Origin of the sequence: Lapillicoccus jejuensis, from assembly GCF_006715055.1 — a bacterium.
GTDB lineage: Bacteria > Actinomycetota > Actinomycetes > Actinomycetales > Dermatophilaceae > Lapillicoccus > Lapillicoccus jejuensis.
Genome location: NZ_VFMN01000001.1, coordinates 2,020,801 through 2,034,558 on the forward strand (window position 1 = coordinate 2,020,801; position 13,758 = coordinate 2,034,558).

Annotated in this window: 13 protein-coding genes; 5 read left to right on the forward strand and 8 right to left on the reverse strand. The window is 73.1% G+C overall.

The features are described from left to right. The first annotated feature begins 25 nt into the window (after window positions 1–25). Window positions 26–643 carry a hypothetical protein gene (locus tag FB458_RS09620; protein WP_246061140.1) on the forward strand — a complete coding sequence of 206 codons (618 nt, stop codon included), beginning with the start codon at window positions 26–28 and terminating at the stop codon, window positions 641–643. Between the two features lie 367 nt (window positions 644–1,010). Next, the gene (locus FB458_RS09625) at window positions 1,011–1,199 is read left to right on the forward strand and encodes a hypothetical protein (protein WP_141848301.1); all 189 of its coding nucleotides are present in this window, start codon (window positions 1,011–1,013) and stop codon (window positions 1,197–1,199) included. Between the two features lie 47 nt (window positions 1,200–1,246). Here the strand turns inward: FB458_RS09625 and pstB are convergent, their stop codons facing one another. From pstB to mshD, 7 genes are all read right to left on the reverse strand, one after another. Next, a complete protein-coding gene (gene pstB / locus FB458_RS09630) occupies window positions 1,247–2,023 on the reverse strand; it encodes a phosphate ABC transporter ATP-binding protein PstB (protein WP_141848302.1) in 777 nt (258 codons plus the stop codon). A gap of 33 nt (window positions 2,024–2,056) precedes the next feature. Then, window positions 2,057–3,013 (reverse strand): phosphate ABC transporter permease PstA, encoded by a 957-nt coding sequence (gene pstA / locus FB458_RS09635; protein ID WP_141848303.1) that lies wholly within the window; start codon window positions 3,011–3,013, stop codon window positions 2,057–2,059. Further along, entirely contained in the window at window positions 3,010–4,017 is a 1,008-nt protein-coding gene (gene pstC / locus FB458_RS09640; RefSeq protein ID WP_141848304.1) for a phosphate ABC transporter permease subunit PstC, read from the reverse strand. Before pstC ends, pstA begins: the two co-directional genes overlap by 4 nt. Window positions 4,018–4,103: 86 nt before the next feature. After that, complete coding sequence (gene pstS / locus FB458_RS09645; protein WP_211355997.1) at window positions 4,104–5,210, reverse strand: phosphate ABC transporter substrate-binding protein PstS; 1,107 nt, start codon at window positions 5,208–5,210, stop codon at window positions 4,104–4,106. Between the two features lie 210 nt (window positions 5,211–5,420). Beyond that, a complete protein-coding gene (locus tag FB458_RS09650; RefSeq protein ID WP_141848306.1) occupies window positions 5,421–6,374 on the reverse strand; it encodes an NUDIX hydrolase in 954 nt (317 codons plus the stop codon). Window positions 6,375–6,394: 20 nt separating this feature from the next. Then, entirely contained in the window at window positions 6,395–8,674 is a 2,280-nt protein-coding gene (locus FB458_RS09655) for an RNA degradosome polyphosphate kinase (RefSeq protein ID WP_141848307.1), read from the reverse strand. Further along, entirely contained in the window at window positions 8,671–9,630 is a 960-nt protein-coding gene (gene mshD / locus FB458_RS09660) for a mycothiol synthase (RefSeq protein ID WP_141848308.1), read from the reverse strand. The genes FB458_RS09655 and mshD overlap by 4 nt, the downstream gene beginning before the upstream one ends. Before the next feature lie 154 nt (window positions 9,631–9,784). On the opposite strand from mshD, the gene FB458_RS09665 reads away from it, so the two are divergent. Further along, complete coding sequence (locus tag FB458_RS09665; RefSeq protein WP_141848309.1) at window positions 9,785–11,668, forward strand: bifunctional metallophosphatase/5'-nucleotidase; 1,884 nt, start codon at window positions 9,785–9,787, stop codon at window positions 11,666–11,668. A gap of 64 nt (window positions 11,669–11,732) precedes the next feature. On the opposite strand, the gene FB458_RS09670 is transcribed toward FB458_RS09665, so the two are convergent. Further along, on the reverse strand, window positions 11,733–12,431 hold the full coding sequence (locus FB458_RS09670) for a response regulator transcription factor (protein WP_141848310.1): 699 nt from the start codon (window positions 12,429–12,431) through the stop codon (window positions 11,733–11,735). A 150-nt stretch (window positions 12,432–12,581) separates the two neighbouring features. On the opposite strand from FB458_RS09670, the gene FB458_RS09675 reads away from it, so the two are divergent. Both FB458_RS09675 and FB458_RS09680 read left to right on the forward strand, forming a co-directional pair. Beyond that, the gene (locus FB458_RS09675) at window positions 12,582–12,821 is read left to right on the forward strand and encodes a MoaD/ThiS family protein (RefSeq protein ID WP_246061141.1); all 240 of its coding nucleotides are present in this window, start codon (window positions 12,582–12,584) and stop codon (window positions 12,819–12,821) included. 16 nt (window positions 12,822–12,837) lie between these two features. Further along, window positions 12,838–13,740, forward strand: a complete 903-nt coding sequence (locus FB458_RS09680) for a hypothetical protein (protein ID WP_141848312.1) — start codon at window positions 12,838–12,840, stop codon at window positions 13,738–13,740. Window positions 13,741–13,758 lie beyond the last annotated feature (18 nt).

Here is a 13,758-nt window from a genome sequence, read left to right on the forward strand (position 1 = left end):
CGACGCTGTGATGGGCTGGGCGGTCGTGCCCCCCACCGACCCCTCGGACCACCGCCCGCGGCGCCCCACGTTCCTCAGCCTCGCCGCCCTCGAGGCGCACGGCGGCACCCACGACCCGCTGCAGGAGATCGAGGCGGCCCACCAGACCGCCGCCGTCCTCGTCCACGCCGGACGCGCGGCCCACGACCCGGTCCTCACCGCGCGTCTCGTCGCCCTCGTCGAGGAGCTCGGACTGTCGACGGTCGCGGACCTGTGGGCCGGCCGGCCCGCTCGGAGCCTGCCCGGCGCCCTGTGGCGCCTCTACGTCCTGCGGGAGTGGGTGCGCCGCGACCCGGCCGAGGCGAGCGCCGACTACTCGGCCGGTCGCCGGTTCTCCGACGTCGACCACATCGTCGCCGGCGCCGCCGACCCCACCGGTCCCGAGGAGGTCCGTCAGCTCACGGACGCCATCCTCACCGGGGTCTTCGAGGGCGACCTGGCCGTGGCGCTCGACCGCGCCGCGTCGTTCTGCCGGGTCGTGGCCGCCGGCCGGGGGGAGCGCACCGAGGGGGAGGCCGCGGCCGAGCGGGCGGCGCAGCTGCTGGGCACCGCCGACGACCTCACCGCGGCGGCGGCGCTCTGGCGGACCGAGCAGCTCATCTGATCCGGGCTCATCCGACCCGGGCTGATCCGACCGGGCCACCACGGGAGGGGTCGAGCGGACGAGGACCGGACGTTCGGCCGAGTGGGCGCCGATACCGCCGCGTCCTACAATGGAGACGCGTCGGGCCGCGGTAGCCCCGGGTCCCACATATAGCCGCTACGAGCGGCCATGCGCCGTGAGGCGCTCCCGGCCCGACGTGCCCCCGGGGGCTTCGCCCTCCCGAGCGCGCTCCGCGTCCCTCATCCCACCGTTTCGGGTGGTTCGTCGGACTCCGCGGATGGCCCGGTCGGACCATTTTCCGGCGTGCGCCCAACCGTTGCGTCCGTGCGACTCCACGCCCGAGCGGGCCCGCCTAGAGTGAGCGATCATGACCGGTCCCGAGGACGAAGAGCTGCGCGACGACGCTCTGGCCGACGAGATCACGCTCGTCGGAGAGCTCATCGTGGCCGCGAGCGCGTCCGACGGGCCCCTCAGTGCGGCCGAGGTCGACGAGGCCCTCGGGGTGCGGCGCGGACCGGTCGACCCCGGCCTGCGCCCCGCCGGCAGCCCCGGCTGACGCCGGGGCTCGCCGGCAGCCCCGGCTGACGCCGGGGCTCGGTCGGCTCAGCCGAAGCGACCCGAGATGTAGTCCTCGGTCGCGCGCTCCTTCGGGTTGTTGAAGATCCGCGTGGTGTCGTCGATCTCGATGAGCTTGCCGGGCTTGCCGGTGGCGGCGAGGTTGAAGAACGCCGTCCGGTCCGACACCCGCGCGGCCTGCTGCATGTTGTGGGTGACGATGACGATCGTGTAGTCGGTCTTCAGCTCGTTGACGAGGTCCTCGATGGCGAGCGTCGAGATGGGGTCGAGCGCGGAGCACGGCTCGTCCATGAGCAGCACCTGCGGCCGCACCGCGATGGCGCGCGCGATGCACAGCCGCTGCTGCTGGCCGCCGGACAGGCCCGCACCGGGCTTCTTCAGCCGGTCCTTGACCTCGTTCCACAGGTTGGCCCCCTTGAGCGAGGTCTCGACCGCCTCGTCGAGGGCCTTGCGCCCCTTGACGCCGTTGAGCCGCAGCCCGGCGACGACGTTGTCGTAGATCGACATCGTCGGGAACGGGTTCGGCCGCTGGAAGACCATGCCGACCGAGCGGCGGACGGCCACCGGGTCGATCTCCTTGGCGTAGAGGTCCTGGTCGTCGAGGCGCACGCTGCCCTCGACCCGACCGCCGGGGATGACCTCGTGCATCCGGTTGAGGGTCCGCAGGAAGGTCGACTTGCCGCAGCCGGACGGACCGATGAAGGCGGTGACCGAGCGGGGCTCCACCGTCATCGTCACGCCCTCGACAGCGAGGAAGTCGCTGTAGTAGACGTTGAGGTCCTTGACGTCGATGCGCTTGCCCATGGTGTGCGTGGTCGCTTTCGGGGTCGGGGCGGGTCAGCTCTTGACCGCGCCGAAGCGGGCGATGACCCGGCCGGCGAGGTTGAGCAGGAGCACGAGCAGGATGAGGGTGAGTGCGGTGGCCCACATGCGCTGCACCGCCGGGGCGAGCCCCAGCTCGGTGCGGTCCTGGTTGATCATCGTCGGCAGCGTCGGCATCAGCCCGCCGAAGAGGTTGGTCGCGATGCTCTTGGTGTAGGGCCCGAGGATGAGCAGCGGCGCGGTCTCGCCCATGACGCGGGCGAGGCCGAGCAGCACCCCGGTGACCATCCCGGAGAAGGCGGTGGGGATGACCACCTTGGTGATGGTCTTCCACTTGGGCACGCCGAGGGCGTACGACGCCTCGCGCAGCTCGTTGGGCACGAGCTTGAGCATCTCCTCGGTGCTGCGGACGACGACCGGGATCATCAGCAGCACGAGGGCCAGGCAGACGGCGAAGGCGACCCGCTCGAAGCCGAAGGCGGTGACCCAGATCGCGTAGACGAACAGGGCGGCGACGATCGAGGGCACCCCGGTGAGGATGTCGACCATGAACGACACGGCGCGCGCCAGCGGTCCACGGCCGTACTCGACGAGGAAGATCGCCGTCAGCACGCCGATCGGCACCGCGATGACCGCGGTCGTCAGGGCCTGGATGACCGTGCCCTGGATGGCGTGCACGGCGCCGCCGCCGACGTCGTCGGAGTTGATGTTGCGCTGCGACAGCGTCCACCAGCCCGACGAGAGGAGCAGCGACAGGCCGCGCGAGGCGACCGTCCACAGGATCCACACGAGCGGGATCGTCGCGAGGGCGAAGGACAGCCACATGACGACCCGGGCCACCTGGTCGCGGGCGGCGCGGCCCCGCGACTTCGACCCGAGGTCGAAGTCGCCCCCGGACGCCGTGCGGGCGGTGGGGGCGGCGACGACGCGACCGGCGTCGGCCGCGCGGCTGGTCTCGGCGGCGGAGCTCATTCGGAGAAGGCCTTCCTGCGCTCGATGACGACCCGGGCGATGGCGTTGACGACGAAGGTGAGGACGAAGAGGACGAGACCGGCGGCGATGAACGCGCCGGTCTTCTGCGGGTTGTCGAACTCCGCCGCGTTGTTGGCGATGCGCGAGGCGAACGTCTCGCCGCCGTTGAACAGCGACCAGGTCCAGGCGGAGCCCGGGGCCAGGGTGGAGACGAGGAAGGTCACGGCGATGGTCTCGCCGAGCGCGCGTCCGAGGGCGAGCATGGCGGCCGAGATGACGCCGGGCCGCCCGAAGGGCAGCACCGCAGTGCGGATCATCTCCCACTGCGTCGCCCCGAGGGCCAGAGCGCCCTCCTTGTGCGTCGACGGGGTCTGGTCGAAGACCTCGCGGGAGAGCGCGGTGACGATCGGCAGCACCATGATGGCCAGAACGATGCCGATGAAGAAGATCGTGCCGCCGCTCACCCCGGTGGCCGAGAACAGCGGGAACCAGCCCAGGACCTTCTGGAAGAACGCCTCGACCGGGTCGATCACCGAGGAGAAGACGAGCGCGCCCCACAGCCCGTAGACGATCGAGGGCACCGCGGCGAGCAGGTCCACGAGGCTCGCGGCGGGGCGGCGCAGCCAGCGCGGCGCGTACTGGGTGATGAACAGGGCCACGCCGACCCCGACCGGCACCGCGATGAGCATGGCGATGACCGACGACGACACCGTGGTCCACAGCAGCTCGACGATGCCGAACCGCGGCTGGTCGCCGTCGACGTTCCACTCGCGCGAGGTGAGGAAGTTGACCTGGTCGCGGGCCAGCGCCGGGATGGCCTGGGCGAGCAGGAAGACGCCGATGAGCGTGACGAGCGCGATGACGACGATCCCCGCGGCGCTGGCGGCGCCGCCGAAGACGCGGTCCCCCAGCCGGCCGGTCGAGGCCAGGTCCGGTCCGGGTCCACCCGACCCGGGGCCGTCGGGGAGATCGTCGACGGCGGAGACGCCGGTGACGGATGACACGGGACAGGGTCCTCTCGGCTCGGGATCCAGGTGCCGCACGGGCCGGGCGGGGCGACCGCCCGGCCCGTGCGGCGTCGTACGGAGGGTCAGCTGATCGCGTCGACCGCGGTCTGCACCTTGGTCGCGATCTCCGACGGAAGCGGAGCGTAGCCGAGCGACTCCAGCGACTTCTGGGTCTCGTCCGAGGAGAAGGACTTGAGGAACGCCTTGACCTTGGTGGCCTTGGCCGAGTCCGAGTACTTCGAGCAGACGATCTCGTAGGTCACCAGGACGATCGGGTAGGCACCCTCGGCCTTGGTCGCGTAGTCGAGCTTGAGGGCGAGGTCGTTGCCCGAGCCCGACTGCGTGGCGGCGGCGATGGCCTTCCCGGCCGAGTCGCCGGTCAGCTCGACGGGGGTGCCCGAGCCGGTGTCGATCGCGGCGATCTTGAGGTCGTTCTGCTGGGCGTAGGACCACTCGGTGTAGGTGATGCCGCCGTCGGTCGACTTGACCGCGGTCGAGACACCGGCCGACTTCTCCTTGCCCTCGCCCTTGCCGGCCCACTTCTTGGCCGGGGTCGCCGTCCAGACGTCGGGGGCCGTGGCGTTGAGGTACTTGGTGAAGTTCTCGGTGGTGCCCGACTCGTCGGAGCGGAAGAAGACCTTGATGGCCGTCGACGGCAGCGTGACGCCCGAGTTGAGCTTGGCGATGGCCGGGTCGTTCCAGGTGGTGATCTGGCCCTGGAAGATCTTGGCGGTCGTCGAGGCGTCGAGCACGAGCTTGTCGACCCCGGAGACGTTGTAGGCGACGGCGATCGGGCCGGCGACCATCGGCAGGTCCCAGGCAGGCGAGCCGCACGTCTTGGTCGCGGCCTCCTGCTCGGAGGACTTCAGGGCCGAGTCGGAGCCGGCGAAGTCGACCTGGCCACCGGTGAACTGCTTGATGCCCGCGCCGGAGCCGGTCGCGTTGTAGTTGATCGTGGCGTCGCCGCAGGCGGTCTGGAAGGCCTTGATGGCCTGCTCGATGGCGTTCTTCTGGGCCGTCGAGCCCTCGGCGTTGAGCTGCCCGGAGAAGCAGTCGGCGTTGGTGGCGGCGGACGCGCTGGAGCCGGAGCCGGAGCCGCCGGTCGAGGTGTTGTCGCTGCCGCACGCCGAGAGCGCGAGCGCTCCGACGAGGGCGACGGCGCCGACGGCGCTGGTTCGGGTGATGCGCACGAGAGTCCCTCTCAGGTCACGGATGTCGGTCGGGCGGCGGCGCGGCTGCACCACGGCACGCCTCCCGCGACGAACCATAGGGACGTCGGGTGACGGGACCCGCTCGATGGGTGAACGGCCGGTGAACGCCGGTCGTCCATCGCGTGAGCCGGTGACGGAGCCTTGACCGTGCCCGGATCGCGGGTGTACCACCCGAATCGCGGGTGTGGCTCAGCCGCGGGCCGGGTGCCGCTCCACGGCCACGACCCGGGCCTGCCGCCCGGTGGAGACCAGGTGGCAGACGAGGGCCTCGCCCTTGCCCATCGCCTCCGCGCCGGCCTCGGCCAGCACCCGGTCCGCCTCGCGCCCGCCGACCGTGGTGAGGTCGACGAGGTCGCGCAGGCCGCCGAGCAGCGCCGGCAGCACCGGCCCGTGACTGCACATCGCCGTCGGCCGGCCCCGCTCGAGGGTGCGGTGCAGGTGGTGCTCCGACCGGGAGGGGTCGGCGGCGTAGCCCTCCTCGGACAGCCCGTCGCGCAGCTTGAGGTCGCGTCCCACCGACGCGGCGTACGGCGCGACGGTGTCCACGCAGCGGCGCGAGGACGAGGTGACGACGCGGGTGACGCCGTACGACGCCAGCAGCGGCACGAGCGCGCGGGCCTGCGCCTCACCCCGGGCGTCGAGCGGTCGCCCGCGGTCGTCCTCGCCCCAGCCGTCGCGCGGGCGCGACTTGGCGTGCCGGACGAGGACGACGGGCCACGTCGTCAGCGCCCCCTCGGCGTCGGCGCGCACGAGCGCGCGCAGCTGGTCGCGGTCGCGCGCGTAGTCGAGCCGGTCGTGCGCCGCGACGACGTCGAGCCAGCGCACCTCGTCGATCTCGTTCTCCAGCGCGCCGCTGCCGCCGACGACCTCGGCCGCCCAGTAGTGGACCTCCTTGGTCGCCGGCTGCCCCTCGCGGTCCAGGACGGTGTACGACGCCGCCGGCAGCGGCCGGCCGAGGTGGACCTGCAGGCCCGTCTCCTCCAGCGTCTCGCGCGCCGCCGTGACGGGGGCGGCCTCGCCGGGGTCGGTCTTGCCCTTGGCCCACGACCAGTCGTCGTACTTCGGGCGGTGGACCATCGCCACCTCGAGGCGCCCGCGACGGCGGCGCCAGGGCAGCGTGCCCGCAGCGGGGATGACGGCCATGGGAAGGAGGGGTGCTCGGCTCAGCGGCGGCGGGCCCGGCGCCGACGCTTGGTGTAGGTCTCGATGAGCCGGGTCTGCACGTCGGTCAGCGGCTCGCCCTCGGCCGAGCGGTGCACCCGCGTCCACCGGCCGTCGCCGGACAGGTCCCAGCGGGAGCTGTCGTCGGCGAACCCCAGCCGGAGCAGCGAGCGCAGCTCCTCCACCTGCGCCGGGTCGGCGATCCGCACCAGTGCCTCGACCCGGCGGTCGAGGTTGCGGTGCATCATGTCGGCGCTGCCGATGTAGACCTGCGGCTCGCCACCCGCGCCGAACCAGAAGATCCGCGAGTGCTCGAGGAACCGGCCGAGGGTCGAGCGGACGCGGATGGTCTCGCTGAGCCCGGGCACGCCGGGGCGCAGCGCGCAGATGCCGCGCACCCACACGTCGACCCGCACGCCCTCGCGCGAGGCGCGGTAGAGCGCGTCGATGACCTGCTCGTCGACGATCGAGTTGACCTTGATCGCGATGTAGCCGTCGCCGTGCCGGTGGTGGCGCTCGATCTCCTCCTCGACGAGCTCGACGAGACCGGTCCGCACGGTGCGCGGCGCGACGAGCAGCCGCTTGAACCGGCTGCGCGGGGCGATGCCCGACAGCTGGTTGAACAGGCGGGTGAGGTCCTCGCCGACCTGCGGGTCGCACGTGAGGATCCCGACGTCCTCGTACAGGCGGGCGGTCTTGGGGTTGTAGTTGCCGGTGCCGATGTGGCAGTAGCGCACCAGGCCCTCGGACTCCTGGCGCACGACGAGGCAGAGCTTGGCGTGGGTCTTCAGGCCGACGATGCCGTAGACGACGTGGACGCCGGCCTGCTCGAGCTTGCGGGCCCAGCTGATGTTGTTGACCTCGTCGAAGCGGGCCTTGATCTCGACGACGGCGAGGACCTGCTTGCCCGCCTCCGCGGCGTCGATGAGGGCGTCGACGATCGGGCTGTCACCGGAGGTGCGGTAGAGCGTCTGCTTGATGGCGAGCACGCGCGGGTCGGCGGCCGCCTGCTCGATGAAGGACTGCACGGACGTCGAGAAGGCGTCGTACGGGTGGTGGAGCAGGACGTCCTTGGCGCGGACGGCGGCGAAGACGTCGCTCGGCTTCGAGGACTCGGTCGGCGAGAGGTCGGGGTGGGTCATCGGCACGAAGGCCGGGTCCTTGAGGTCGGAGCGCTCGAGGTCGCCGACGATGAAGAGCGAGCGCAGGTCGAGCGGCGCCGGCAGCCGGTAGACCTCCTCGGGGGTGACCTGCAGCTCGCGGGCCACGAGGTCGAGCACGTGGTCGTCGATGTCGGCCTCGACCTCGAGGCGCACCGGCGGGCCGAAGCGGCGCCGGGTCAGCTCCTTCTCCAGCGCGGTGAGGAGGTTCTCGGCGTCGTCCTCCTCGACCTCGAGGTCCTCGTTGCGGGTGACCCGGAAGGTCGTGTGCTCGTGGACCTCCATCCCCGTGAAGAGCTGGTCGAGGTGGGCGGCGATGACGTCCTCGAGGGGGACGAAGCGGGCGACGTACGCCTCGCCCTGCCCGCCGGGGCGACCCACCTGGAGCAGCCGCGGCAGCGACGGCGGGACCTTGACCCGGGCGAAGTGCTCGTTGCCGCTCTTGGGGTTGACGAGGGTGACGGCGAGGTTGAGCGAGAGCCCGGAGATGTAGGGGAAGGGGTGCGCCGGGTCGACCGACAGCGGGGTGAGGACCGGGAAGATCTGCTCGGTGAAGAGCCGGTGCAGCGGCTCGCGGTCCTCCTCGCTCAGCTCGTCCCACCGCGAGATGGTGATGCCCTCCTCCGTCAGGGCGGGGCGCACCTGCTCGCTGAAGACGCGCGACTGCAGCTGCGTCAGCTGCTGGGCGACCTCGGAGATCCGGTCGAGCACCTCGCGCGGCTCGAGGCCCGCGGCGGAGCGGACGGCGAGACCGGTGGCGATCCGCCGCTTGAGGCCGGCCACCCGGACCATGAAGAACTCGTCGAGGTTGCTGGAGAAGATGGCGAGGAACTTGGCCCGCTCGAGCAGCGGCACGCCCTCGTCCATCGCCAGCTGGAGCACCCGCTCGTTGAACTGCAGCCAGGAGATCTCCCGCTCGAGGAAGCGGTCGACCGGCAGCTCGTCGGTGTCCCCGTCCTCGGGCCGGCTGACGAACCGGCCGTTGGCCGCGCGCGGCTGGAAGGGCCGGTGGGTGGGGATGGCGCTCGCGAGCGAGCGGACGCGCACGTCGTCGGCGCCGTCGGCGGCCGGGGCACCGGGGTCGACGTCCGGGACGGGGTACGGCGTGACGTCGGTGCTCATGCGCCCATCGTGTCACCAGCGACGTCGGCCGTGCGCGCCCACATCCGGTCCGTTCCGCGGGTCGAGAAGCCCAGCGAGCGGTAGACCTTGAGGGCGGCGGCGTTGTCCCCGTCGACGTAGAGGACGACGTCGCGCAGGCCCGGGTGACGCGGGTCGTGCGCGAGGTGGTGCAGGCCGAGGAGGGTCACCGGGCGGCCGAGCCCGCGGCCCTGGTGGACCGGGTCGACGCCGACGACGTAGACCTCTCCGACGGGCTCGTCGCCCAGCTCGCCGGCCGGGTGCACCTTCGTCCAGTGGGAGGCGACGACGGTGCCGGGGTCGTCGTCGGGGACGACGAGGACCAGCCCGGCCGGGTCGAACCAGTCCTGCGCCGTCCGCTCGTCGAGGTCCTCGCGGGTCATCCGCCCCTGCTCGGCATGGTGGGCGAAGGCGGCGGCGTTGACCCGCAGCCACTCGTCCTCGTCGCGGCCGGGCTCGAAGGGGCGGGCGCGCAGGCCGTCCGGGAGCGTCGCCTGGGGGAGGGGGTCGCCCTCCGGGGGGAGGGGGCGGGCGAGGAGGAACAGCTCGCGCACGACCTGCAGGCCGCGCGACGTCGCGAGGGCCCGGGCCGCCGGCAGCTCGCCGTGCGCCCAGACCCGGGCCGCGGGGTCGGTGGCGAGGACGGCGTCGAGCAGGGCACCGCCGACGCCGCGGCGGCGCGCGGCGGGGGCCACGGCGAGCTCGGCCGCGTCGTCGACGAGCTGGGCGTAGCCCACGGTCCGGCCGCCGGCCTCGGCGACCAGGTGGGTGACACCGTGGTCGCGGTGCACGTCGAGGCGCCCCTGCTCGGACAGCGGGGCGACGCCGTCCTCGGCGGTGGCGTCGGCGACCAGGGTCTCCACGGCCCGCCGTACGGCGTCCTGCGGGGCCTCGTCGACGAGCGTGCGGACGGTGGGCTCGGAGCTCGCGGACGCCATGGGCCGCATTCCACCACGCCGCCCGTCCCGGCCCCGTCCCCCAGGCGGCACGCAGAGGTCTCCCAGTTGTCACCCAGCGGGGCTAGGGTCACCCTCGCCGCACCGACGCCGACCGGCGCAGCGGCACTCCGCACCCTGCCACTCCAGGAGAGTCATGAGCTTCACGCGTCGACGCCTCACCGGCGTCATCGGGGCGGCCGCCTGCGCCCTCGCCGTCGTGGCCGCCGCCGGCCCCACGCAGGCCGCGCCGGCCGCCTCGGGCCCGTCGGGGGCCCAGCCGGACAAGGACGGCAACGTCAAGATCCAGCTGCTGTCCTTCAACGACTTCCACGGCAACCTCGAGCCGCCCGCGGGCTCGAGCGGTCGCCTCGTCGTCGACCACCGCCTCGACCCCGGGGCCACGACCCCGGTCGACGTCACCCAGGACGCCGGCGGCGCGGAGTACCTCGCGACGACCCTGAAGAAGGAGCGCGAGGGGCACCCGCTGTCGCTCACCGTCGCCGCGGGCGACCTCATCGGCGCCTCGCCGCTGCTGTCGGCCGCCTTCCACGACGAGCCGACGATCGAGTCGATGAACGCGATGGGGCTCGACGTGAGCGCCGTGGGCAACCACGAGTTCGACGAGGGGTACCGCGAGCTGCAGCGGATGGCCGACGGCGGCTGCATCAACGACGGCGCCGGGGCCAACAACCAGAACTCGTGCCCCGCGGGGAAGTTCGCCGGGGCCTCGTTCGACTACCTCGCGGCCAACGTCAAGTACCGGTGGGACACCCAGGGCCACCGCGCCGGCGACACCATCCTGCCGGCCTACACGGTCAAGCAGGTCGGCCCGGCCAAGATCGGCTTCATCGGCATGACCCTCAAGGACACGCCGTCGATCGTCACCGCGGCGGGGGTGCGCGGCCTCGACTTCACCGACGAGGTCGACACGGCCAACGCGCTCGTGCCGGTGCTCAAGCGCCAGGGCGTCCAGGCCATCGTCGTGCTCATCCACCAGGGCGGGGTCCCCTCGCCGCAGCAGTGGACCGACCCGGTCTCGGGCAAGACGTTCTCGGTCAACCCGACCTACGACTACACCTGCGACAAGGGCGGCAGCCTCATCGCGGCGAGCTCCCCGATCCTGCCGATCGCCGCCAAGCTGTCGCCGGAGATCGACATGGTCGTCTCGGGCCACACCCACCAGCCCTACGTCTGCTCGGTCACCGACCCCGCGGGCAAGCCGCGGCTGCTCACCTCGGCCTCGTCCTTCGGGCGCCTGGTCACCGACACCACGCTGACCTACAACACGCGCACCAACGACATCCTGCGCGGCTCGGTCCAGGGCTCGAACGTCGTCGTCGACCGCACCCAGGCCAAGGACGCGGACCAGACGGCGCTCATCGCCAAGTACAAGACGCTCGTGACGCCGATCGCCAGCAAGGTCGTCGGCTCCGTCACGGCGGACGTCACCCGCAGCGGCAACCCCGCGGGGGAGACGCCGCTCGGCGACCTCATCGCCGACGCGCAGCTGGCCGACCCGTCGACGGTCACGAATGGTCAGCAGCCGGTCATCGCGTTCATGAACCCCGGCGGCATCCGCGCGGACCTCACCTACGCCAGCTCGCCGTACGGCGAGGCGCCCGGCGACATCACCTTCGACGAGGCCTTCACGGTCCAGCCGTTCAACAACTACCTCGTCTCGCTGTCGCTGACGGGGCAGAGCATCTACGACCTGCTCACGCAGCAGGTGACCGGGCTCAACGCCGGCGCCGTCAAGACGCTGCAGGTCTCGAAGGGCTTCACCTACACGATGACGCCGACCGGTCCGGTCGACGGCTCGGTCGCCCTCAACGGCACGCCGATCGACAAGGCCGCGACCTACCGCGTCGTGACGAACAACTTCCTGGCCGGTGGCGGCGACAACTTCGCCGCCTTCACCACGGGGACGGGCGTCTACTACGGCGGCCTCGACATCGACGCGTTCAGCGCCTACCTGACGTCGGTGTCGCCGTACGCGCCGTCGACGCCGACCCGGATCTCGGGCACCGTCACCCCCTGAGGGTGACGTGACCACGAGCCCCCGGCGCCGCACGGCGCCGGGGGCTCGTGCGTGCCAACGCCCGTCAGGCCTCGGCGGCGACGCCGTCGCGGGGGCGCTCGGCGACGAAGCGGTAGCCGACGTTGCGGATCGTGCCGATGAGGAACTCGTGCTCGTGGCCCAGCTTGGCCCGCAGCCGCCGCACGTGGACGTCGACCGTCCGGGTGCCGCCGAAGTAGTCGTAGCCCCAGACCTCCTGGAGCAGCTGCGCGCGGCTGAAGACCCGCCCCGGGTGCTGGGCGATGAACTTCAGCAGCTCGAACTCCTTGTAGGTGAGGTCGAGGTGCCGCCCGCGGACCTTCGCGCTGTAGGTGTCCTCGTCGATGACGAGGTCGCCCGCGCGGATGGGGCCCGACTCCTCGACCTCGCCGCCGTCGCCGCGGCTGACGGCGAGCCGCAGGCGGGCGTCGACCTCGGCCGGGCCGGCGCTGTCGAGGACGACGTCGTCGACGCCCCACTCGGCGGTGAGCCCGGCCAGGCCGCCCTCGGTGAGGACGGCCACGAGCGGGCTGGTCAGGCCGGTCGCGCGCAGCACCCGGCACAGCGACTTGGCCTGGGCCAGGTCGACCCGGGCGTCGACGAGGACGACGTCGCCGTGAGGTGCGTCGACGAGCGCCGTGGGCTCGGCCGGGAGGATGCGCACGGGGTGGCTGAGCAGTCCGAGCGCCGGCAGCACCTCGGCGCTGGGGGCCAGCGCGTTGGTGAGCAGGAGCAGGGAGGCCATGGACGGACTTTAGTGCGTGCCCGGATGGCGGACCGAAGGTCTCGCGGGGTGAGCGGGGCCGCCGGGGGCGTCGTACGGTGTCGTCGTCGGGGCCCGTACGACGCCCCGCCCCTCCCGACCCACCCCATCCCCTCCCGAACGGAGAGCACCGTGGCCGCCACCGTCCGCTACTGGGCCGGCGCCCGGGCCGCTGCCGGCGTGAGCGAGGACCCGGCGGTCCCCGGCGCCCTCGTCGGCGAGGTCGTCGACGCCGTCGTCGCCCGTCGGCCGGCGCTCGCCGAGGTCGTCGCCGTCGCCTCGCTGCTCGTCGACGGACGCCGGGTCGGGCGCGACGCGCCGGTGCCCGACGGCGCGGTCCTCGAGGTGCTGCCGCCCTTCGCCGGGGGGTGATGCGAGGATGCCCGACGTGCCCGAGGGTCCCGTCGACGCAGCCCCCGTGGGCGACGTCCCCGCGGACGTGCCGACGCGGCTGCTCCCCGCGACGGAGACGCGCGCGTCGCGCCGGGCGGCCCGAGAGGCCGCCGCCCGCGCCGCGCGGCTGAGCGGCCCGCACGACGCGGCGCTCGTCCCGGTGCCGCTCGTCACCGTCGCGTCCGCGGTGGCGCTGGCGGCGCTCGTCGCCGTCTGCGCCCTGACCGGCCAGGTGCCGGCCGGGCTGGCGGTGGGCTTCGCGGCGGTCGTCCTCGCCTACGGGTGGACGCGGCTCTTCGAGGCACCGACCCCGGGCTGGGGGGCGCTGGTCGTCGGCGCGGGCGGGGTGGCCGTCGCGCTCACCGCGGCCCTCACGCCGGACGAGCCGCTGCTGCGGTGGGTGCCCGCCTCGCTCGGCGTCAGCCTGGTCGTCGGGTTCCTCCAGCAGCTGCTGCGCCGCGAGCGCGCCGGGCTGACCCTCGGTCTGGCGGCGGTCGTCGGGGGGCTCTCGGTCGTGAGCATGGGCGTGCCGGTCGTCGTCCTGCCGTTCTACGCGCGCGGCAGCGCCCACGTCGTCGTCGCGATGACCGCCGTCGCGCTCGCCGCCCTCACCGAGCTGCTCGGGCGGGTGGGATCGGTGCAGCGCTGGCTGCTGCTGCCGGTCCTCGTCGCCGGCGGCGCGGGCGCCGCGGTCACCAGCCTCGCCCTCGACGCCGCCGCCGTCCTGCCCGCCACCCTGCTCGGGGTCCTCGTGGCGGGGGTCTCGCACGTGCTGCGTCGCGTCCTCGCGCCGCTGCCCGGCGCGGCCGGGCTCGCCGCGCGCCTGGCCATCGGGGCGGCGTCGGTCCTGTCGGTCGGCGTGCTCGTCTACCTCGTCACGCGCCTGCTCGTCGCCTGACCCGGACGTCCGCACCGA